This window comes from Sorangium sp. So ce693 (assembly GCF_051521375.1).
Lineage (GTDB): Bacteria > Myxococcota_A > Polyangia > Polyangiales > Polyangiaceae > Sorangium > Sorangium atrum.
In genome coordinates this window covers 2,964,731-2,985,903 of sequence record NZ_CP150347.1, presented here as the reverse complement: position 1 = coordinate 2,985,903, position 21,173 = coordinate 2,964,731, and the positions used below count along the sequence as shown (strand labels likewise).

The window sequence follows — 21,173 nt, the reverse complement described above, 5'->3', positions numbered from 1 at the left end:
TCCATCACGCTCGGAGGCTCCAGTGTCCGGAGGCAAGTTCGCGCTCCTCGAAGTACCGGATCTGAACGGCGGGGAACCGTCCTACCTCCGCCTCGGGGCCGCAGCGCCCCTCGGCGAGAGCGCGGGGGACGATCTCGCCGAGCGGATTCAGACGTTCACCGACGACGACCGCAAGCGGGACGGCTCGCCCGATTTCGTGCCCGTGGGCGAGCGGAAGGCCGAGACCGCGAAGCTGCACACGAAGGGCGGCTGGCGCGATCACACCGACGGCAACCGCATCTCGACCACCAAGGGCGACAAGGTCGAGGTGATCGGAGGGAACTACCGCCTGCTCATCCTCGGCCGCGGGGAGCACCAGGCGGGCTGGGACGTGTCGGGAGGGCACGTCACCGAGGTCAGCGAGACCTTCGGCGGCGGCACCACGATCGAGTGGGTGCAGAACTACGGCGGGACGTGGAAGGTGGTCGAGACGACCATCAAGGGCGAGGTGCACACCGTCTACCACGGCGACGTCTTCGACTATTACTTCGGGAAGGTCAAGGAGAGCCAGACCGGCACAGACACGTTCCCCACGCTGAACGTCACCGATGATTTCATCGATGACAAGAACCCGCCCTCGCCCCAGGCGATCCCGACGGAGAACCCCACGATCGTCGACAGGACGTGGGCCAAGAGCATCTCGTCCTATACCGGCTCGGAGAAGCTGCCGGTGCCGTCGATCACGGACGAGACCTGGGCGGAAGTGATGGTGACGAAGACGAACGCCACCTCGATGACCGACGAGACGACCGTCAAGGGGGAGTCGAAATCCACCATGCACGCCGCGTCGATCACGTCCTCCACCAAGGTCGACGGGACCATGGATGACCACACCGAGGCCGACACCATCAAGAGCTACACGAAGGCGAGCAAGATCATCTCCGAGACCCACGCCGACACCGAGGACAAGATGTACGGCGACGCGGACTCCTACACGCAGGGCAACAGCAAGACCGTCGTCGACGGGATCGAGACGACGATCAACCTCGGCATGGTCAACGAGGTCGTCCTGGGGGGGATGATCGAGGCGACGCTCGGCGCGGAGGTGACCTTCACGGCCGGCGGCATCGTCGACGTGACCGTCGGGCTCAAGGCGGATTTCAGCTTGACCGGGAGCATCGACGTCTCCGCCGGACCCACGCTCGAGATCAGCCCGGCGGGCGTGGAGCTCCACATGAGCAAGACGGAGATCGCGCTCGCGAACAAGATCGTCTCTGCGTTCAACCTCTTCGTTTGAGGGCGCGAGCACCACGCTCCACGCGCCACCGGATACGGAGCTCCCATGGCCGGCGATGGCAAGTACGGTATCCTCCATGTGCCTGATTTCGGCGACGGCATGTCGTCGTACCTGCGCATCGGCGCGGCCGAGGGCGACGAGTACTCCTGGCGAGATCACACCGACGGCAACCGCGTCATCACCACGCGGGGCGACAAGGTCGAGGTCATCGGGGGCACCTACAAGATGACCGTCCTCGGGCGCCGCGAGTTCGAGGGCGGCTGGAAGGCGGAGGACGGGCAGATCAACGAGAAGAGCATCACCTTCCACGGGTCGGGCGAGTTCGACTTCATCCAGGGCCCCCGCGGCGAGAAGCGCCTGCGCGAGAAGACCGTGAAGGGCGAGGTGCACACCACCTACCACGGCGATGCCTTCGAGTTCCATTACGGCAGCAAGCTGGAGAGCGTCACCGGACACGACAGCCCGCCGCGCGACCTGGACGCGCTCACGGCGCCCTGGGGCCTCCCTCCGTCAGGCGTCCTCGGGGAGAACCCCACGATCGTCGACAGGACGTGGGCCAAGAGCATCTCGTCCTATACCGGCTCGGCGAAGCTGCGGGTGCCCTCGATCTCCAACGAGACCTGGGCGGACACGATGGTGTCGAAGACCCACGCCACGTCGATGACCGACGAGACGACCGTCAATGGACCGTCGAAGTCGACGATGAAGGCAGGGTCGATCACGACCTCGACCACGGTCACCGGGACCATCGATGACCACACCGAGGCCGACACCATCAAGAGCACTACGAAGGCGAGCAAGATCATCTCCGAGACCCACGCCGACACCGAGGACAAGATGTACGGCGACGCGGACTCCTACACGCAGGGCAACAGCAAGACCGTCGTCGACGGGATCGAGACGACGATCAACCTCGGCATGGTCAACGAGGTCGTCCTCGGGGCGATGATCGAGGCGACGCTCGGCGCGGAGGTGAGCTTCACAGGCGGCATCTCGGCCAGCGCCACGATCGGCCTGGAGGCGTCCGTCACCGTCGCCGCGTCGCTCGATGCCAGCATCGGGCCCACGCTCTCGATGGGGACGGAGAAGTTGAAGGTCACCCTGGACCGGGGCAAGGTCGCGCCCGTCCGCACGAACATCGCGGCAGTCCACCTCATGACGTGACGCGCAAGCGCGGCGACCCTCACGGATGGCGAACAAGAATCTCACCCCGTTCCTCTTCGGCAGCAAGGTCACCTCGCGGAGGCCGCCCCAGCCGGAGATGACCCTGATCGTCCGGGCGAAGTTCATCCTCACGCCCGGAGCGCCGCTCTCCCTGCCCGAGGGCCACCCGGCGCTCGCGCAGGAGACGCTGCGCGGCGACGTGTTCCACGACGACGATCACGAGCAGACCGGCGAGTGCCTCTACCCGAGCGATCTGGTGGACTTCAAGCCCCAGGCCGACGTGCTCCTGATCGGCACGTGCCACACGCCGGGCAAGGCGCGTATGACCGAGTGTCCTGTGCGGTTCGGCGTCGGGTCCTGGTCGAAGATCCTGCGCGTTGTCGGCGAGCGCGTGTGGATGGATGGGCTGCTCGGGCCCGCCATGAGCGATCCCGTGCCGTTCGACCGGATGCCCCTCGGCGATCGGCGCAGCTTCGGAGGGCCGGGGCACCCGCTCAACCCGGTGGGCAGGGGCCACGGGACGCGCGAGCTGCCCAACGTCGAGGGCGCGGACGATCTGCTGCTGTCGCGCTCGGATCGGCCGGCGCCCGCGGGGTTCGGGCCCCTGTCGCCGAACAGGCCCGATCGGCGCGCCCGGGTCGGGAAGAACTACGGCAAGGCGTACCGCGAGAAGCGAGCGCCGTACTACGCCGACGACTTCGACTGGACGTACTTCAACTCGGCCCGGCCCGACCAGTGGCTCCCGTACCTGCGCGGCGACGAAGATCTCCTGTTCCAGAACCTCCACCCGGACGCGGAGGTCTTCCGGTCGCGGCTGCCGGGCCTCCGGATCCGCGTCTTCGCGAACGACGCGGAGCGCGGGTTCCGGGAGGTGCCGATGCACCTCGACACGCTGCTCGCCAACCTGGACGAGGGGGCCCTGTTCCTCACGTGGCGCGGCCTCACGGAGGTGACCGACGACGAGCTCTCGCGCGTCACCACGCTTGCCGCCTCCGAGCCGCTCGACGGGCCGGCGCTGCCCGAGGAGCATTACCGGGAGATCCTCGCGCGCTTCGAGGCCGACCCGCTCGAGATCGAGGAGCAGCTCGCGCCGGAGCTCAAGGAGGAATGGGGGGCGCTTCAGGCGCTTCAGAAGAAGGGCGACGGCGCGGCGCCGCCCGGCGGCGGCGGCGCGGCGGGGCTCGACCCGCTGTCGGCGCTGCTCAAGGCGCGGCTCGGCGACGTCGCGAAGCCGCAGCAGGAGAGGATCGGTCGGGCGATGGCGGGGCTCTCGGGCGTCGCGTTGCCGGGGGGGAAGGTCCTCGGCAGCGTCATCGCGGAGGCGCTGCGCAACCTGCCGAAGGCCTCGCAGGCGCTGCCGCCGATGAGCTCCGCCGCGTCGCCCATGCTGATGGACGCGGCGCTCCGGACGGCCTTCCGGCGCGTCGCGCGGGCGGTGGAGGAGGCGAAGGCGCTCGCGGCCGCGCGCGGGACGCAGGTCCCGGCGCTCGCGGCGTGGGACAAGCTCGCCGGCGATCCGAAGCTCGCGTCGATGGGCCTCTCCACGGCCCCGCCTCGGCCGCCCGGGCAGATCGGGCCAGGGAGCGACCTCCGCGACCAGGACCTCAGCGAGCAGGACCTGAGCGGCCGCGACCTGACCGGCGCGAACCTCACGGGCGCCATCCTCACGGGCGCCAACCTCCGGGGCGCCAGGCTCACGCGCGCCATCCTCAGGCAGGCCGTGCTGTTCGACGCCGACGTGAGGGAGGCGGATTTCACGGGCGCGGACCTGAGCCTCGCCACCCTCCAGAGCGCCTGGGCAGAGCGCGCCGTCTTCCGCGGCGCAACGCTGGAGGGCACCACGTTCGACGGCGCGCGGCTCATGGAGGCCGATCTCTCGGGCACGCAGGGGTCGCAGCTCGTCTTCTCGAGGGCGGACATGACGGGGGCCGTCGCGCGCGGGGCGGCGTGGGCCGTGGCCTTCCTGGAGGACACCGTGCTCGAGCGCGCGGACCTGTCGCAGGCCTCGCTCACGCGGTGCTTCGTGTCGAAGGTCAAGGGCGCCTCCGCCACGTTCGCGGGCGCCACCCTCACCGGATCGAGCTTCTCCGGGTCCGACCTGACCGGCGCGAGCTTCACGGGCGCGCGGGGCGACGGGAGCGTGTGGATGGCCGCGACCCTCACCGGCGCGGATCTCAGCCTCGCCGTGCTGACGGGCGCCCTCTTCAGCGAGGCCACGGCCGACGGCGCGAGCTTCTTCGGGGCCAACGTGCGGGGCGCCCGGTTCGACAGGGCAAACCTCACGCGCGCCGACTTCACGCGGGCGAACCTCTTCGAGGCGGACCTGCTCAAGGCGCGGGTCCCGGAGGCGAAGTTCGTCGACGCGAACCTCTACGATGCAAAATTCTACGAGACCTCGGGATCCGGCTGTGATTTCAGGGGGGCGAACCTGAAGAAGTCGACGCTGGAGCGAGATCGATGACCCCGGACGAGCTGAGGGCGCTGCTCCAGGCGGGCGAGGCGCTCGAGGGCAGGACGCTCGGCGACATGGACCTGCGGGGGGCCGATCTCCGCAAGGCGCGGCTGCGCGGCGTGAAGCTCGGGCGGGTGCAGCTGGAGGGAGCCGACCTCTCGGGGGCCGATCTCCGCGGCATCAAGATGGCCTGGTGCGCGCTCCGCGGCGCGGACCTGTCGGGCGCCGATCTCCAGGGAGCGGCCATCGCCCAGAGCGACCTCTCGGGCGCGAACCTCGCCGGGGCGAACCTCACGGGGGCGAGCCTGGTCCGCGGGCAGCTGACCGGGGCGAACCTGCGCGGCGCGCGGCTCCAGGAGGCGAACCTGGCCGAGTCGAAGCTCGCGGGGGCGGAGCTGTCCGGGGCGACCCTGAAGGGCACACGGCTCGACCTGGCCGACCTGTCGGGCGCGGCGCTCGACGGCGCGACCGTCTCGCAGTCGTCGTTCACGCGGGCGGATCTCTCGGGCGCCTCGCTGTCGCAGGCGCGGATCGAGAGCTCGTCGTTCGCCGAGGCGAACCTGACGCGGGCCGATATGTCGGGCGCAGAGCTCGATACGGTGGTGTTCCTGAAGGCCGATCTCCGGGAGGCCGTGCTCCCGAAGAAGCTCACGAAGGCGGTGTTCGACGGCGCGCGCCTCGGCCGGCTCGACCTCTCCGGGGCGGACCTCGCGGGCGCGGCGCTGGAGGGGATGGACTTCGCGGGGGTGAGCTTCGAGAACGCGAACCTCACGCTGTCGTCGCTCCAGGGCACGGACCTCCGGGGCGCGAGCTTCCGGGGCGCGACGCTCGACCAGACGGTGCTCGCGAGCTGCGACCTCACCGGCGCGGACTTCCGGGGCGCGACGGTGAGGTCGTGCATGCTGTACCGGGCGCGGCTGCCGGGCGTGGATCTCTCGGGCAAGGACCTCGAGATGGTGGTCTTCAAGGAGGCCGATCTCTCGGGCGCGAACCTGTCCGGGTCGCGGCTCGTGCGCTGCGTGCTGGAGGGCGCCAACCTGACGGGCGCGAACCTGACGCGCGCGCTCGTCTCGCAGACCACGCTGCGGACGGCGGTCGTGGAGGGCATCACCTTCGAGAAGGCGATCTTCGACTGCGTGGACTTCTCCGGCGTGGACCTGACGCGGGTGTCGCTCTCCGGGCTGACCATCTCGCGGTGCTTCTTCGCGCTCGGGAATCTCTCGGGGATGGACCTCTCGGGGTGCAACCTGTCGAACTGCGACTTCACCTCGTGCAACCTGGAGCGGACGCGCCTCGACGGCGCCATCCTGGCGAACGCGAACTTCAAGGGGGCGAACCTGCGGCAGGCCTCGCTGGCGGGCGTGATGGCGAAGGCCGCCTTCTTCGGCGAGGGCGTGCTCGCCGGCGCCGGGCTGACGCAGGCGATGCTCCGCAATGCGATCTTCGTGAAGGCCGATCTCTCGGGGGCGAACCTCGCGGGGGCCGACATCCGGGAGACGGTGATGCACGAGGTCCGCGCGGCCGAGGCGCTGTTCGTGGGGGTCAAGGCGCACCACGCCGATCTCTCCCACGCGGACATCTCGGGCGCCGACTTCACCGGCGCGGACCTGCACTGGGCGAACCTGCACCACGTCCGCGACGAGAAGACACGGTATCTCGACGCCAACCTCACCACGGCGAGGCGCACGGACGTGGATCGCCTGGAGGCCGAAGCATGGATGCCGCCCGAGCGGCGCTCGCAATGAAGGAGGAGCGATGTCGATGGGAGCCATGAAGGAGAGCGATCGCGCGGCGGCCGTGCGGGTGGATGCGCCGGCGGGCGAGGAGCACGCGCCTCGGGCGTACGGCGCGCACGGCCCGCGCGGCGCGGACGTGCTGCGGATCGGCCTCCCGCGGGACGGGGCCTCGGCGGCCGACGGCGCCGGGCAGGAGGGCGCCGCGGCGCTCCCGAAGGAGTACCTGGGCCCGGGCCGGGTCACGGCGGCGGAGGGGGGCGCGATCGCGGTGGAGCTGCCGGGCGGCCAGCCGGTCGCCGTCGAGATGGCGCTCGCGCTGCCCTACGAGCCCGCCGTGGGCGACACGCTGCTCGTCATCGGCAGGGAGGAGCGCTACTACGCCATCGGCGTGCTCCACGGCGCGGGTCGGACGGTGCTGTCGCTCCAGGGGGACGTGGCGGTGCACGCGAGGGACGGAGAGCTCTCGCTGTCCGGGGACAAGGGCGTCTCGATCCGGGGGCCGGAGCTCGAGGTGCAGGCGGGCAAGATCCGGATGGTGGCCGACGCCGTGGTCCAGAGGTTCACCTCGATGGTCCAGCGGGTGAGCGCGCTGCTGAGCGTTCAAGCGAGCGAGTCGCACACGGTCGTGGAGAAGACGGCGTTCACGAAGGCGAAGAACGCCACGATCCTGACCGAGGAGACGGTCACGGTGAACGGCAAGCAGATCCTCTTGGGATAGGAGGCCGGCGCGATGCTCCCTGCGAACAACAAGTGTACAGGCATGAGCGCCGGGTACCCCGACGTGTGCATGTCGCCTGCGCTCGGCCCGTTCCCGTTCCCCAATTTCGATCTGAACGCGGTGAAGTTCCCGTTCTCGTTCAACGTGTGGTTCTCGATGGGGCCTGCGCTGAGCCTCCTGGCGCGCGCGATCCTCACGATGGGCGACTGGCTGGGCACGCTGCACTGGACCTTCATGGGAACAGGCCAGTACACGTTCGGCAACGTGCGGGTCTTCATCAACTATGCCCCCGCCACGTCGCTGCTCTCTCCGAGGGCCGGCAACAATTACAACTGCTTCATCGGCGTCCAGGTGTTGCCGAGCGTGACCAACGTCTTCATCACGTACAACGCGGGCACCGCCGGGGGCGAGCGGCCCGCCGGCGCCCCGATGCTGGCCGATCTGGACGCGCTGGTCACGTCGCTCCACCCGTGCGGCGGCGCGTCGCCCGTCGAGAGCGTCCAGCTCGAGCCGGGGGTCGGGTACGTGAAGATCCGCACCTTCTCGCTGGACGTGCCCGCCCGGGTCCACACGGCAGTAAAGGCGCTCGAGGCCGAAGGGCTGGAGACGCTCGTGCTGGATCTGCGGGACAACCCCGGTGGGGAGCTGACGGCCTTTCTCGAGCTCGCGGGCGACTTCCTGGAGCCGGGGAGCGTCCTCGGGAGGGCGATCGACGCGGACGGCGACGAGATCGCGTACCGGTCGAGCCACCGCGATCCGTGCCGTGTGCCGCTGTGGATCCTGGTGAATGGCGGGACGGCGTCGGCGGCGGAGCTCTTCGCCGGCTGCCTCCAGTGGCACGGGAGGGCGGTCGTGGCGGGCGAGCGCACGTACGGAAAAGGGACGGCGCTGAAGGTCGCGGCGGATCCGGAGGATCGCGCGCCGGTGCTCGCGCCGGCTGCAAAGATGGTCCTGCCTGGCGGGGAGCCGGTCCACGGGACGGGGATCCGGCCGGACGTCGAGCTGGGGGGGATTGATGGGGCTGAGCGAGGCGGGGAGCGGCGATCGCTGATGGACTTGATCGCCGGCGCGAAGGCCTGAGGGCGAGGCGCCGCTCGGCTCAGGGGCGTACCGCGAGGTACACGGTGCTCCAGAGCTGCACCGCGTTCGACTCGTCGTGGTGCAATCGCTCCGCGCCGAAGGGCACCAGCTTGTAACAGCCGCCCTCGAAGGCCCAGCTCCAGAGCTCCCGCGTGCTCGCCTCGCGCGTCGCCGCGATGACCTCCCAGAGCGCGCTCCGCGCCCGCTCCAGCGCGCCCCGCGCGCGGGCCGGCAGATCGCCGCGGCCGAGCTGCCGCTCGACGCCCGCGGCGAGCATCGCCTGCTGCCACGACCAGGTGACCGTCCCGTGGTAGTGGGCCGCCGTGAACTCCCTCCAGAGCGCCGGATCCTGCGCGAACGCGGGGTTCGCGACGAGGATCCCCACCGGCGTGCGCAAGCCGGCCGGGAACGGGCGGATCAGGCGGCCCGCGATCTCCTCCAGCGCAGCGGGCGGCGGGTCCGTGAACAGCATGACGAAGCTGTCGTCGGAGTGCATGATGGGGATCGGCTTGCCCTCGCTGTCGAGCGCGACGGCAGGAAACGAGAGCGTCCCCGAGAGCGACGCGAGCGCCGGCGCCGCGTCCAGGCCCAGCGACTCCGCATAGGACGACACGCGGCGCCTGGCCTCGTCCTCCGGCAGCTCCACATGGAAGAACACGCCGGCGTCCTTCCACGCGCGCGCGAGCCGCTCCGCCCGGCCGGCGCGCTCCGCGTCCGCGCCGAGCAGCGGGCTCGCGAGCAGCCGCGCCGACGCGCGGAGCGCGGCCGGAACCAGCGCAGCGTTCACGTCGTAGGGGATCCGGCCGCCCGCGAGGCCTTGCTCGCTGTCACGCCACTCGCCGACCTTCGTGCCCGCCTTGAGCCCGATCAACTTCATCGGATCCCCTGTCTCGGCGAACGGGGCGGCGAGGTGGAGCACGAGCGACACGTTCCGCGCGAGCGCCTCCGCGTACGTGTCGCCCCGCGGCGTCCTGCGCGACAGGAACTCCGCCGCGCGCTCCCGGCCGGCCGCGGTGCCGAGGAGGTACTCGGCGGCGACCGGCGCGAGGAGGAAGTCGCCGTCGATCATCTTGTAATCGTAGATGGGCTCGCGCAGCGCCCCGGGGATGCGCGAATCGAGGTGCATGAGCGCGGCGTACTCGCCGATCGCCTCCTCGTGCGCGACCTCGCCGGCCAGGCTCAGCCGATCGAGGACCGAGCCGATGCCCGCCTCGACCACCGCCGGCTCGAGGACGGGCAGGAGCATCCTCACCGCGAGCAACGTGTCCCGGCCAAAGTACGTGAGGAAACGCCAGGACCCGGCCAGCAGCTTCTCCCGGTACGCGAGGAAGCCGAGCGCCTGGCGGTGGCGCAGATCGTCGCTGGCGCGCTCCGTCACGAGCTCCTCGAGGGGCACCGGCGTGAGCGGCGCCTCGTCCGAGAGCGCCGTCACCCGGACACGGAGGCCGCTCGGCCCCGCCGCCAGCTCGATCCGGCCGTCGTCCCCGAGCGCGGCCGTCGTGCCGTCCTGCGGCTCGATGAGCAATTCGAGGTGGTGCTCGCCGTCCAGCGTGGTGCGCCGCACGGCGATCGCCGCCCCCCGCAGCGAGGCGAACGCCTCGACATCGTTCCGTAGCCAGGCCGGAACCTCGGCGTCGCGCCCCACGTCGCGGAGCGTCCGGACGCTCCCGAGGATCACCCGATGGACACGCAGCGCCGGCGCCGCGCTCGCGAGGAGCGCCGACACGCCGCGCATGACGCCGGGCCGCTCCGCGCGCTCTACGCGCTCCACGCCAGCGACGTCCCCCTCCACCGAGAGATCGACCGGCGCGGGCAGAGAATCGAACCACACAGCGATTCCCATGTTGCCCGCCGGAAAAGCGACGATGAGCCGCGGCGAACCACCCGAGGTCGTCAAGAGATGGGCGGCGATATGACCACGACGGAAGAAGTGGTTGTCTATCAGGCCTTCTCGCAAATCGAAGGCCAGGAGCTCGGCGGGTGGCGGCGCGGAGGGCGCCTCGCCGTGCGGTGCGCCGGAGACGCAGGAGGCGGCAAGCAGCGTGGACAAGGTGGTTCCCCTCAGAAATCGCTCGATCTTCGTGGGCCTCGTGGGCACCGCGGGACCGTACCCAGCCGCGGCGCGCCTGCCAAGGACCAAGGATCTTCCGGTGGCCGCCAGCTTACGTCTCCGACGCGCTGGCCGTTTATCGCGTGTTTTCGGCGAAATTTACCGAGGCAGAGCGGATTCGGCAGGACGCCTGGAAGGCCGTCGCCACGGCCTCACGCCGCGCGGCACGTCTGGCCCCGGGAACGGACGCAAGAGGCAACGGACGCAACAGACGCAACGGACGCAACCAACCAGAGCGCCAGAGGGCGCGTTCGCGATGACGAAGTGACAAAGAAAGAGTTCACGCCATTGTTGCCCTGTGATAACCCATCCGAGAACTCGGTTGTTGATAGTGGGTTCGCAGCAGGCGAATGGCCTGCGAGCCATTTTGAGGAAGGGGGTTCGAGATGAACGAGAGCATCTCCGGCCAGGCCGCGTCCGGCAGCAATGGTTCTGATCGCGCGAAGCTCAGCATTCCGCAAGAGGGCCTGATCTACACCTGGGTTGATGGCAGCCTGGGCGTCGTCGAGGAGATCGTGCGCGCGGGGTTCGGCTTCCTCGAGGACGTGCGCGTCGAGACGCAGGAGCGGCTCGGCGCCACGCTCGACCTGATCGAGGGGGTCGATCGCAGCGTGTTCCGGGTCGCGCGCAAGGCGCTGGTCCGCTTGGACGGAATCAGCGAGCGCGCCCTTTCGAGCAGCCAGATCGGCTGGCTCGCGCTGCTCGGCACGATCCGCCGCACGTCGCAGGGCGCGGCGGGGCTCGCCTCCGAGACGGTGGTCGCCGTCGTGGGCGAGCGCAGGGCGACGCAGCAGCTCATCATCCAGCAGTCATCCTGAGTTCGACGAGCCCAAAACGCCGCTCGGCCCGCCGGCGATAACCCTCTTCATCCTAGCGGGGCGCAGATCCGTGGGATACGGGCTCAGCCGCCAGGCAGGCGAGTGAGGCGTACGCCGGTCAGCGCCCCTCGGCCCCTGGCTTCGCACGGCGGTAGAGCCCGATGGCCAGCGCGAGCACGGCGGCGCCCAGCGCGACGGCGGCGATGAGCCGCGCCGTCGTGCTCCACCGGCCGAGCGGCCGGGGGCTGGCCTGTCCCGCGCCGTCTGCCTCGCCGCCCGCGCGGGGGAGCGGGACGAGCGCGCGGCGCGCCGCCGCCGCCTCGGCGAGCGCGCGGCGGACGCCGGCGGCGTCGAGCGAGGCGCCGGCCGGGATCAGGGCGCGCAGCGCGGCGCGCGCCCTGAAGAACGGGGCGCCGTCGGCGCTCCACGCGGCGGGGGCGCTGTCGAGCGCCTCGTCGAGCGCGGCCGGGATCACCTCCTTGACGATCGCGTCCACCGCGCCGGGCGACGCCGACCTCGCGAGCGCGATGTAGCCGGCGTCCTGGATCCCGCGGCGAAGGCTCTTCAGGCGCATCGAGGGGAGCACGCCGGGAAAGCCGACGGATCGGGAGGAGAACGCGCCCCGCTGCGTCCCGGGATAGAGCAGCATGCCGTCGCCGAGGCACGCGTCGCCGTCGCGGTTGTGGAAGTTCTCGGCGACCGTGAACGGGTCGATGGGCCCTCGGCCGCCGCGGTTGCCGTCGTGCCAGAACGCCGTCTCCCACAGGAACCAGCGGTCCACCTCGTGGGAGGCCGCGATCCAGCCGTCGGCCATGAGCCCGGTGAGCGGCGCGTCGATCATGAACGTGCCGGTCCGCGGCAGCGCGCCGTTGTACACCCAGAGCCGCTTGCCCGCCTCGCGCGCGGCCCGCGCCCACGTGGAGTCGAAGCGGTTCGCCGGCGTGAGCACGAGGTCGACGTCCTGCTCCACCGGAGGGACCTCGCCGCACGAGTGCCCCACGAGGACGCGCGACGACAGGCGCGAGCCGCGGATCAGCCTGCGCCAGCCGGGCCCGCGGGGGCTCTCGCACTGCTCGTCGATCGCGTAGAGCATCACGTCGTCCACCGCCGGCGGGAGGAGATCCGCGACCGCCTCGACGCGGTGGAGGGCCGCTTCCCCGGGATCGCCGAAGCCGCCATAGGCGCCGAGCGCCACCGCCGCGGGCGGCACGCCCGCGCCCGGCCCCCGGTAGCCGTGGGCCTCCGTGAAGAGCGAGCCGTCGATCGCCGCGCGCAGCCGCTCGACCTCGGCGGGGCTCTGGACCGACGCGAAGCCGTCGACGTGGTGCTCGTGCAGCAGCTGCCAGAGCTGCTGCTCGACGGCGGGCCCGTCGCCGACCCGCGCGGCGACCTCGTCGACGTCGTAGAACGCGATGAAGTCGACCGCGCCGTACGGCAGCGTCGCCGGGGCGACGTCGAGCCTCAGATCGAGCGACGCGAGCTCGCCGTGCGACGCCGATCCGACCACCACCCTCCCCTCGTAAGCGCCGGGGATGGCGCCCTCCGGGACGTGGAGATCGATCCAGACCGCCCGGGTCTCGCGCGCGCCGACCTCGAGCGGGTACGGCGCCCAGGGGGGCGCGAGCTCGACCGGGATGAGCGCGTCGGGGAGGAACCCGAGGTGCAGGTCGTCGGGCGGCCGCGCCGCGGGGCTCCACCCGAGCGACTCCCGGGGGCGCTGCTCGTTGCGCGAGCGCCGGGTGATCTCGACGTAGTGCTCGACGAAGCGGCGGATCGAGATCGCCCCCGCGGGCGCCGTTCCCTGCCCCTGCGCGGGCTGCTGCAGCGCCTGCGGCGCCTTGGCCGGCGCGCCCGGGCCGGCCGCGGGGCCGAGCGCGGAGAGCTCGACCGTGACGCCGCGCACGGGCTCGGCGCCGGCCTCGACGACGACCTGGAAGGCGACGACCTCCGCGCGGAGCGCGCCGAGCCGGATGGGCTCGCCGGGCCGGAAGACCGCGTTTCCTTCGCCGCGCGAGAGCGGCAGGCCGACGTCCTCCCGGCGGACGCGCGTGCCGTCGTCGGCCACCCAGACGCGCGCGCGCTCGGGCTGCCCCTCGCCGGCGGCCGCTGGAGCGAGCGCGCCACAGGCCATGGCGAAGAGCAGCGCGGCGGGGAGGTGCGGGAAGGATCGCGGCATGTCGCTCGGCTCTTCGAGGAGGAGCGACCGCCGGTGTCGGCCGCGATGCCATCCTAGGGGCGCCGCGCCCGCCCGCTCAAGCGCGGCGCGGCCGGCGGCGCGCAGGCGGGGGCGCGGCGGTTGACAGGCCGGCGGGGCTCGGGCGATCTCGCGCCGTGGATCTGACCAGAGCGGCACTCCTCGCCGGCGGCGCCGCCGTGGCCGGCGCCATCAACGCGGTGGCCGGGGGCGGCACGCTTGTGTCGTTCCCCGCTGCGATCGCGGCGGGGCTGCCCCCGCTCGCCGCGAACGCGACGAACGCCGTGGCGCTCACGCCCGCGTCGCTCGCGTCGGCGTGGGCGTACCGCCGGGAGCTCTCCCGGGACTACCGGGTCCTCGGCGTCCTGTTCCTGCCGTCGCTGCTCGGCGGCGTCGTGGGCTCGGCGCTCCTGCTCGTGACCCCGCAGCGCGTGTTCGACGCCGCGGTGCCGGGGCTCGTGCTCGTCGCGACGCTGCTCCTGCTCTGGCAGAACCTGCGCCCGGCGAAGCCCTCCGCGAAGGACGGCGCGGCGGATCCCGGCGCGGAGCGCTTCGCGCTGCCCTCCCGGCCGTGGGTCGTGTTCCTGCTCCAGTTCCTCGTGAGCGTCTACGGCGGCTACTTCGGCGCGGGCATCGGCATCATGATGCTGGCGCTGCTCTCCTCGTTCGCGGGCGACGTGGACATCCACCGGCTGAACGGGATCAAGACGGTGCTCGCGAGCCTGATCAACGGCGTGGCGGCGCTCGCGTTCCTGTTCGCGGGCGCGGTCGACGCGGTCGCCACGCCGATCATGATGGCGGCGGCGGTGGTCGGCTCGCTCGCTGGCGCCGTGGTCGCCCGCCGCATCGAGCCAAGGAAGGTACGGTGGTTCGTCGTCGCGCTCGGCCTCACGCTCACGGCCAAGCTCGCGTGGGACCGGTTCGGCGCGTAGCCCAGGCGCTACGCGACCCGCGGCGAGCTTCAGGTTCCGATCAAGTCCCGATCACGTCTCAGCCGGCGAGGTCGAGGATCACGAAGCGCGAATTCTGATAGACGACCTTGCCGGGCAGATCCCTCTGCCGGCCGCGGCCCACCACCACGTAATCGAACTTGTATTTCTTCTGCAGCGGGTCGAGCCGGGCGGCGTCGAGATCCCCGTAGCCGTCGGCCAGGTCGTCCGAGCGCCGGAAGCCCTTGCGCCCGGAGACGTCCTCCAGCCGCCGGTACCATTCCACCAGCTCGCTGGGCACGTAGGCGCTGCCCTTCCAGTCGACCACGATGGCGCGCTCGCCGAGGAGCCGGAAGCGCTCCAGCTGCGGCGGCGTGAGGAACACCGCGTCCTTCGGGGTGTTGGCGCGGATCCAGGCGTACATATCGGCCTCGGGCCCGCGCATGCCCTTGATCACGTTGGACCGCTCCTCGTAGCCCCTCACCTTGGGCACGCCGAAGCGGAGGCAGGCGAACGCCGCGTAGGCGACGAGCGCATAAGCGCCGAAGCGCAACAGAAATGCGCGCGCCGGGGCGAGACCGACGCCCCGGCGCTCGAGCAGCGACGCCGCCGCGCCGACGAGGGCGCCCGCGGCGCCGGGCGCGAGGGCCAGCAGGAGCGGCGGCGCCAGATCCCCCTCCTTGTCGAACATGGCCAGGGCGACGAAGCCGCCCAGCGTCAGCGCCAGGCCCGCGGACGGGATGCGCCGGAAGAGGGAGGGGCGGGCCGCGATGCTCGCCGAGGCCGCGCAGGCGAGCAGCTGCATGAGGAGATCGAGGAACGGCGCGAAGCGCCACACGAAGAGCTGCGCGACGCGCGGGATCTGCACCCAGGTGGTGAGCAGCGTCCCGGTCCAGATGACGATCGCCATCGCGAGCACCACCGCGCCGAGGCGGCGCCCGCGCCCCTCCCGGCCGCGCAAGAGCCACCCGCCGGCGCCGAGGCCGAACATCTGCCACGCCGCCACCGGGAAGAAATTACCCTTGTAAGTCCTGGGCGCGTAGTGGTGCGGCGAGCGGATGTTGAAGAGGATCTCCTGCGCGAACGCCGCGTCCGGCGAGCGCACCGAGCGGAGGATGAGCGGGGAGAGGAGCAGGAACACCGCGATGGCCGGCCCGACCTGCATGGCGATGCGCCGCGCCAGACCCTTCCAGCCGTCCCTCCAGCCGAGCAGGAGCTGGGCGAGGCCGAAGGTGCCGATCCCGAGGACGAGGTAATTGGCGTGGAACAGCCCGCTCAGACCGAGGAACACGCCCGAGAGCAGGGTGCGACCTGCCACGAGGGGCGGCAGCGCCGCGAGGAGGAAGAGGCTGCCCAGGGTGGAGGGCTGCAGGATGAAATCGAAGATGTAGCTGGACGCGACGCTGTCGGTGCGGGTGACGAAGGCGATCGCCATCACCAGCAGGAAGGTGGCCAGCGCGAGGCGCCGGTCCTTCAGCAGCTCGGCCGCGAGCCAGTACACGCACAGGGCGCCGAGCGTCGCGGTGACCACGAGGCCCCAGCCCACCGCCGAGCCGCCGCGGTCGATGGCGAGCAGCAGCCAGCCCACGTAGGAGAAGGCCGGGTGGTAGTTGGCCGGGCCGGTCGCGTACCAGTCCTTCGTGAGCACGCTGGGGTCGAGCAGCCGGAGGGCGCCCAGCATGTACGCCGTCTGGTTGCTGGCGCCGTAGTTGACGCCGTAGCTCAGCCCGAAGCAGACGGAGATGACGAGCGCGATGAGCGCGGCCGGCAGCTCGGGGAGGAGCGGCGCGAGCCTCTGCCGCGGCGAGGGCCGCGCCGGCCCGGCCGCGGCGGCCTCGGGCCCGGCGGCGCGCGGGGAGCTCTCCCCGCCGTCTGCGCCCTCCGCGCCGGAGCTCTCCCCGCCGTCTGCGCCGGCGGTGATCTCGTCATCCCCGGCCATGTCGGCCTCGGGTGCACCGGGCCCGGTCCCCATCTTGGTCCCCATCTCGCGGCGCGAGCCCTAGCACAGGTGACACGAGGCGTGCGTGATGTCTTGACAGCGCGCGGCGGGTTCGGCCAAGTTCCGGCCGTGATCGCGGAGCTGCTCCGAAGCCGCCGTTCCTTCGGATCCTCTGGGTCCGTGGAGGCGCCCACCTGCCCCATTCCCTCCTTCTCGGGCGTGCGGGCGCGAGTCTTCCTCGACGTGCAGGCCGAGGAGGGCGTGGAGTCGTCGTGGGGCGTGCGCACCAGCGAGGCGCGCATCTTCGAGTGCCCCGCCTCGGGCCTGCGCTTCCGGCTGCCGGCGCCGCGCGAGAAGATCGCGGCGTTCTACCGCTCCGAGTACCACGAGCGGATGGGCGGCGAGGAGGACGTGCGGCGCGCCGAGGCGTACCGCAAGGAGAACCAGGAGCGCGTCGGCGTGCTGAAGCGCTACGCCCCGTCGGGCCGGGTGCTCGACGTGGGCTGCTCCACCGGCCAGTTCGCGGCCCAGCTCCGCGAGGCGGGCTACGACGCGCTCGGCTGCGACATCTCCGAGGACGCCTGCCGGAAGGCCGCGGCGCTGCTCGGCGAGGACCGGGCGCTGTGCGGGCCGGTGGAGTCGCTCCTCGACAGGCTGCGCGGCTCGCTCGACGCCATCACGATGATGGACGTCATCGAGCATTTCGACGACGTGGTGTCGCCGCTCCGGGCGATGCGCGAGATGCTCCGGCCAGGCGGGACCCTCTTCCTGCGCACGCCCACGCTCCGCTCGCCGTTCTACAAGGTGGCCGACCTCAGCTACCAGCTGAGCGGCGGCCGCTACAAGGACGCGGTGCTCAAGATCTACCACGCCGAGCATTTCTTTTTCTTCACCGAGCGGGCCATGCGCGCGCTGCTCGAGGACACCGGCTACGAGGTGCTGGCGATCGATCCCGACCCGCTGCTCTGGGAGAATTTCCGCTCGGCGGAGATGCGGCAGGGTCCGCTGGTGAACTCGGTGCTGGCGGCTGTGTACTTCGCCGGCCGCCTCGCCGATCGCGGCCACGGCATGAAGGTCGTCGCGCGGCGGCCGGGCTAGCCGGCGGAGGGCGCGGCGGTGAGCGTGGACATCTCGGTCGTCATCCCCGTCTACAACGAGGAGCCGGCCATCGAGCACAGCCTCGAGGTGGTGCGCGGGCACCTCGACAAGATCGGCCGGAGCTACGAGCTCGTCTGCGTGGACGACGGCTCCCGCGACCGCACCCTGGAGCGGCTCCTGGCCGCGGCCGCGGCGGATCCGCGGGTGCGCCCGGTGCCGCTCGCGCGCAACTTCGGCAAGGAGGCGGCGATGGCCGCCGGCCTGAGCGAGGCCCGGGGCCGCGCGCTCATCTTCATGGACGCCGACCTGCAGCACCCGCCCTCGCTCATCGCGCGCATGGTCGAGCTCTGGGCCGAGGGCTACGACGTGGTGAGCGCCGTCAAGGAGACGCGGGCGCGCGAGAGCCTCGTCTACCGGATGATGACCTGGGTGTTCAACGCGCTCATGGCCGGCGCGGCGCGGGGCGACTTCCGGGGCGCCTCCGATTTCAAGCTGATCGACCGCCAGGTGGTCGACGCGCTCATGCAATGCGCGGAGCGCAACCGCTTCTTCCGGGGCCTCGTGACCTGGGTGGGCTTCCGGACCACCGAGATCCCCTTCACCGTGGCCGAGCGCCTGCACGGCACCACCAAATGGTCGCTGGTCGGCCTCATCCGCTACTCCATCCGCAACCTCATCGCCTTCTCGGCGCTGCCGCTGAAGATGGTCACGGCCATGGGCTTCGGCACCCTGGTGTTCGCGGCCGGGCTCGGCGCGCAGACCCTGTGGCGCTACCTGGACGGCGAGGCGCTCAGCGGGTTCACCACGGTGATCCTGCTCCAGCTCATCCTCGGCGGGCTCCTGCTCACCAGCGTCGGGGTCATCGCGCTCTACGTCGCGGTGATCTATGACGAGGTGAAGCACCGGCCGATGTTCCTTGTGCGGCGCCCGCGGCCCGGGGAGGACGGCGGCGCGCGCGAGGACCGCGGCGCCCCGGCCCGGGCCGACGCGGACCGCGCGGGCAGCGGCGCCGATGGCTGAGCCGGCCCCGGTCCACGAGGGCGCCGCACCGGCAGCCGGCAACCTCGCCCGGCGCCGCGCGCTGGGGCTCCTCGGATCGCTCGTCGTCGCGGGCTGCTTCGTCTGGCTGATGCGCGCCGGCACCCTGCCGGTCGTGCCGGCGGCCGAGCACCTCGCGCGCGTGCCCGTATGGGTCCCCGTGGCCTACGGCGCGGTGTGGCTGCTCGTGCTGACCCTGCGCGCGATGCGCTGGTACTGGCTGCTCCGGCCGCTGCGCCCGGTGTCGATGCGGCGGGTGCTCACCGTCTCGTTCATCGGCTACGGCGCGCTCCTGCTCCTGCCCTTCCGCATGGGCGAGCTGGTGCGCCCCGCGCTCATCCGCCAGCAGGGCGGCATCTCGGGCTGGGCGGCCACGGGCAGCGTGGGCGCCGAGCGGGTGCTCGACGGCCTCTACCTGAGCGCGCTGCTCTTCGCCGCGCTGCAGATCGCGAGGCCCCTCGACCCCCTGCCGGACCGCATCGGCGAGCTGCAGGTCTCGGCGGCGGTGGTCCCCGGCGCCGCGTACACCGCGCTCGCCGTCTTCTTCGCCGGCTTCGTGACCATGGGGGTGTTCTACTGGCGGCGCGCCTGGGCCCGCCGCACCACCGAGCGGGTCGTCGGGCTTGTCTCGCCGCGGCTCGGCGTCTGGCTGGCCGACCGCGTGGAGCACGTGGCCGACGGCCTGCGCTTCCTGCCCCGCTTCCGCTACACCGGCCCGTTCCTGGCGGTCACGGTGGTGTACTGGGCCGTCAATGCGGCCGGCATCTGGATGGTGTGCCGGGGCGCGGGCGTCACCGGGCTCACCTTCGGCCAGGCGTGCGTGGTGATGGGCGTGCTCGCGCTCGGGGTGCTCGTGCCCAACGCGCCCGGGTTCTTCGGCGCGTTCCAGATCTCGGTCTACGCCGGGCTGTCGATGTACATCTCCCCGCGCGACGTGGTCGGCCCCGGATCCGCCGCGGTGTTCTGGCTGTACGTGCTGCAGGTCGGGGTGACGTTCCTGGGCGCGGGAGCGGCGCTGCTCGTCGAGCGGATCTCGCCGAAGGACGCGCTGGCCGCCGCCGGGGATCGGCAGGCCGAGGCCGGGGAGCCGGGCGCCGGGCCGGCCTGATCCCCCGCCGTCGGCCTCCTCCCTTCCTCGGCCTCGTCAGATGACCGGCGGCGACGTGACGACGGCCCGGCTCGGCCTCGGGCCCACGAGCACCGGATAGAGGACGCCCGCGAGCATGCCGCCGGCGAGCGGGGCGAGCCAGAACAGCCACAGCTGAGACAGCGCCCCTCCGCCGACGAACAGGGCAGGACCGGTGGAGCGCGCCGGGTTGACCGACGTGTTCGTGACCGGGATCCCGATGAGGTGAACCACCGTGAGCGCGAGCCCGATGGCGATCGGCGCGAACCCGCGCGGCGCGCCGTGCTCGGTCGCGCCGAGGACCACCGTCACGAAGCCGAACGTGAGGACGATCTCGGCCAGGAGGCTCGCGAAGAGCGAGTATCCGCCGGGCGAGCGCCCGCCATAGCCGTTCGACGCGAACCCTGCGTGCACGGTGAACCCGGCGGCGCCGCTGGCGATCGCATAGAGGATCCCGGCGGCGACGATGGCGCCGGCGATCTGGGCGAGGACGTACGGCAGGAGGTCTCGCGCGGGAAAGCGCCCGCCGGCGATCAGGCCGAGCGTGACGGCGGGGTTGAAGTGCGCGCCCGAGATGTGGCCCACCGCGTAGGCCATCGTCAGGAAGGAGAGCCCGAACGCGATCGCCACGCCCAGGAAGCCGATCCCCAGCCTTGGATACGCGGCCGAGAGCACGGCGCTCCCGCAACCGCCGAGCACGAGCCAGAACGTTCCGAGAAACTCTGCGGCCGTACGCCTGGACAACGACATCTCCATCTCTTCATCTCCCCCTGCGGCAGGCCCCCTCGGCGCGGATCGGGGCGCGGCGGGGGCCGCGCCCGACCGTGGAGCCATCCCGACGGCTGGCGCAGGCCGCACGGTCGACCGGCGGGCACCCCGCCGAGGCGACGCTCCACCGGCCCTTCGTCGACATTGGATGAGCTCCGGCCCGCCGCGTTGCGGTCGGACCGCTTCGAGTGGGCTCTCCTGGTCGAGCGCGCCTCCCCGGAGGCGGCCGGACGGGCCGCGCGGCCAGAGGAAACGAGGCTCCCGCCGGCGGCGCCTCCGGGAGCCTCGCGCTGCGGACCATCGCGGCAGCGACCTCGCGGGATCGGGGCGTCTTACAGACCGACGAGCTGCGGCGGGCAGCTGTACGCGTTGCCCATGTGGGTGACGTCGGTCTGCTGGCCGGAGATGTTGCCTCGGTCGCCGGAGATGGTGGTCCCGGCGTTCGTGTTCTCCAGGACCACGTAGTTGCCGCCCAGGCCATGGGCCTTGTTCTTCATGTCGTTGACCGCGCCCTCCTGCAGGTTCGCATTGCTGGTGAACGCTCCAGACAGGGAGCCGCCCTGCTCTCCGATCACCGTCCCCAGGAACCGGCACCCCTGCGGGGCCGGCTGCTTGGTGACGATGACCCGCTCGGCGCCCGGGCTGAGCTCGACGGCGGCACAGGCGGGCAGGGTCAGACAACTCAGGAGGAGAGCGAACGCACCGTGGATCGATGTCTTCATGGCAA

16 protein-coding genes are annotated in these 21,173 nt (G+C 71.8%); 11 read left to right on the top strand and 5 right to left on the bottom strand.

All coding sequences use genetic code 11. The features are described from left to right. The first annotated feature begins 22 nt into the window (after positions 1 to 22). Genes WMF14_RS11480 through WMF14_RS11455 form a run of 6 tightly spaced genes read left to right on the top strand, consistent with a single transcriptional unit; the run spans position 23 to position 8,426 of the window. Positions 23 to 1,276, top strand: coding sequence for a hypothetical protein (locus tag WMF14_RS11480; RefSeq protein ID WP_272101669.1), 1,254 nt, complete (start codon positions 23 to 25; stop codon positions 1,274 to 1,276). A 45-nt stretch (positions 1,277 to 1,321) separates the two neighbouring features. Further along, a complete protein-coding gene (locus WMF14_RS11475; protein WP_437800828.1) occupies positions 1,322 to 2,440 on the top strand; it encodes a hypothetical protein in 1,119 nt (372 codons plus the stop codon). A gap of 25 nt (positions 2,441 to 2,465) precedes the next feature. Beyond that, a complete protein-coding gene (locus tag WMF14_RS11470; RefSeq protein WP_437800826.1) occupies positions 2,466 to 4,901 on the top strand; it encodes a DUF2169 family type VI secretion system accessory protein in 2,436 nt (811 codons plus the stop codon). Further along, positions 4,898 to 6,637, top strand: a complete 1,740-nt coding sequence (locus WMF14_RS11465) for a pentapeptide repeat-containing protein (RefSeq protein WP_437800824.1) — start codon at positions 4,898 to 4,900, stop codon at positions 6,635 to 6,637. Before WMF14_RS11470 ends, WMF14_RS11465 begins: the two co-directional genes overlap by 4 nt. Before the next feature lie 16 nt (positions 6,638 to 6,653). Then, on the top strand, positions 6,654 to 7,346 hold the full coding sequence (locus WMF14_RS11460; RefSeq protein WP_437800822.1) for a DUF3540 domain-containing protein: 693 nt from the start codon (positions 6,654 to 6,656) through the stop codon (positions 7,344 to 7,346). 12 nt (positions 7,347 to 7,358) lie between these two features. Then, on the top strand, positions 7,359 to 8,426 hold the full coding sequence (locus tag WMF14_RS11455) for a S41 family peptidase (protein ID WP_437800820.1): 1,068 nt from the start codon (positions 7,359 to 7,361) through the stop codon (positions 8,424 to 8,426). A gap of 19 nt (positions 8,427 to 8,445) precedes the next feature. Here the strand turns inward: WMF14_RS11455 and WMF14_RS11450 are convergent, their stop codons facing one another. Beyond that, positions 8,446 to 10,476, bottom strand: a complete 2,031-nt coding sequence (locus WMF14_RS11450; protein WP_437800818.1) for a hypothetical protein — start codon at positions 10,474 to 10,476, stop codon at positions 8,446 to 8,448. Between the two features lie 446 nt (positions 10,477 to 10,922). On the opposite strand from WMF14_RS11450, the gene WMF14_RS11445 reads away from it, so the two are divergent. Next, entirely contained in the window at positions 10,923 to 11,354 is a 432-nt protein-coding gene (locus WMF14_RS11445) for a hypothetical protein (protein WP_437800817.1), read from the top strand. A gap of 118 nt (positions 11,355 to 11,472) precedes the next feature. On the opposite strand, the gene WMF14_RS11440 is transcribed toward WMF14_RS11445, so the two are convergent. Next, a complete protein-coding gene (locus WMF14_RS11440; RefSeq protein WP_437800815.1) occupies positions 11,473 to 13,530 on the bottom strand; it encodes a hypothetical protein in 2,058 nt (685 codons plus the stop codon). Positions 13,531 to 13,685: 155 nt separating this feature from the next. Here WMF14_RS11440 and WMF14_RS11435 point away from each other — a divergent pair, with 155 nt between their 5' ends. Further along, positions 13,686 to 14,480: a sulfite exporter TauE/SafE family protein gene (locus WMF14_RS11435; protein WP_437800813.1), complete on the top strand. Its 795-nt coding sequence runs from the start codon at positions 13,686 to 13,688 to the stop codon at positions 14,478 to 14,480. A gap of 58 nt (positions 14,481 to 14,538) precedes the next feature. On the opposite strand, the gene WMF14_RS11430 is transcribed toward WMF14_RS11435, so the two are convergent. Beyond that, positions 14,539 to 16,461 (bottom strand): DUF6798 domain-containing protein, encoded by a 1,923-nt coding sequence (locus WMF14_RS11430; RefSeq protein WP_437800811.1) that lies wholly within the window; start codon positions 16,459 to 16,461, stop codon positions 14,539 to 14,541. Positions 16,462 to 16,596: 135 nt separating this feature from the next. On the opposite strand from WMF14_RS11430, the gene WMF14_RS11425 reads away from it, so the two are divergent. From WMF14_RS11425 to WMF14_RS11415, 3 genes are read left to right on the top strand one after another with little or no spacing between them, the layout of a single operon-like run. Next, positions 16,597 to 17,514 (top strand): methyltransferase domain-containing protein, encoded by a 918-nt coding sequence (locus WMF14_RS11425; RefSeq protein WP_437800809.1) that lies wholly within the window; start codon positions 16,597 to 16,599, stop codon positions 17,512 to 17,514. An 18-nt stretch (positions 17,515 to 17,532) separates the two neighbouring features. After that, on the top strand, positions 17,533 to 18,534 hold the full coding sequence (locus WMF14_RS11420) for a glycosyltransferase family 2 protein (protein WP_437800807.1): 1,002 nt from the start codon (positions 17,533 to 17,535) through the stop codon (positions 18,532 to 18,534). Then, positions 18,527 to 19,660 carry a lysylphosphatidylglycerol synthase transmembrane domain-containing protein gene (locus WMF14_RS11415; protein WP_437800805.1) on the top strand — a complete coding sequence of 378 codons (1,134 nt, stop codon included), beginning with the start codon at positions 18,527 to 18,529 and terminating at the stop codon, positions 19,658 to 19,660. Before WMF14_RS11420 ends, WMF14_RS11415 begins: the two co-directional genes overlap by 8 nt. 36 nt (positions 19,661 to 19,696) lie before the next feature. Here WMF14_RS11415 and aqpZ read toward each other — a convergent pair whose 3' ends face one another. Next, on the bottom strand, positions 19,697 to 20,434 hold the full coding sequence (gene aqpZ, locus WMF14_RS11410) for an aquaporin Z (protein ID WP_437800803.1): 738 nt from the start codon (positions 20,432 to 20,434) through the stop codon (positions 19,697 to 19,699). Positions 20,435 to 20,778: 344 nt separating this feature from the next. Further along, the gene (locus WMF14_RS11405; protein WP_272101654.1) at positions 20,779 to 21,168 is read right to left on the bottom strand and encodes a DUF4156 domain-containing protein; all 390 of its coding nucleotides are present in this window, start codon (positions 21,166 to 21,168) and stop codon (positions 20,779 to 20,781) included. Positions 21,169 to 21,173 lie beyond the last annotated feature (5 nt).

Excerpts from the sequence above, each read along its gene's own strand:
- WMF14_RS11475 (WP_437800828.1), top strand. The coding sequence starts at position 1,322 with ATGGCCGGCGATGGCAAGTACGGTATCCTCCATGTGCCTGATTTCGGC.
- WMF14_RS11470 (WP_437800826.1), top strand. The coding sequence starts at position 2,466 with ATGGCGAACAAGAATCTCACCCCGTTCCTCTTCGGCAGCAAGGTCACC.
- WMF14_RS11465 (WP_437800824.1), top strand. The coding sequence starts at position 4,898 with ATGACCCCGGACGAGCTGAGGGCGCTGCTCCAGGCGGGCGAGGCGCTC.
- WMF14_RS11460 (WP_437800822.1), top strand. The coding sequence starts at position 6,654 with ATGGGAGCCATGAAGGAGAGCGATCGCGCGGCGGCCGTGCGGGTGGAT.
- WMF14_RS11455 (WP_437800820.1), top strand. The coding sequence starts at position 7,359 with ATGCTCCCTGCGAACAACAAGTGTACAGGCATGAGCGCCGGGTACCCC.
- WMF14_RS11445 (WP_437800817.1), top strand. The coding sequence starts at position 10,923 with ATGAACGAGAGCATCTCCGGCCAGGCCGCGTCCGGCAGCAATGGTTCT.
- WMF14_RS11440 (WP_437800815.1), bottom strand. The coding sequence starts at position 13,530 with ATGCCGCGATCCTTCCCGCACCTCCCCGCCGCGCTGCTCTTCGCCATG.
- WMF14_RS11430 (WP_437800811.1), bottom strand. The coding sequence starts at position 16,461 with ATGGGGACCAAGATGGGGACCGGGCCCGGTGCACCCGAGGCCGACATG.
- WMF14_RS11415 (WP_437800805.1), top strand. The coding sequence starts at position 18,527 with ATGGCTGAGCCGGCCCCGGTCCACGAGGGCGCCGCACCGGCAGCCGGC.
- aqpZ (WP_437800803.1), bottom strand. The coding sequence starts at position 20,434 with ATGGAGATGTCGTTGTCCAGGCGTACGGCCGCAGAGTTTCTCGGAACG.
- WMF14_RS11405 (WP_272101654.1), bottom strand. The coding sequence starts at position 21,168 with ATGAAGACATCGATCCACGGTGCGTTCGCTCTCCTCCTGAGTTGTCTG.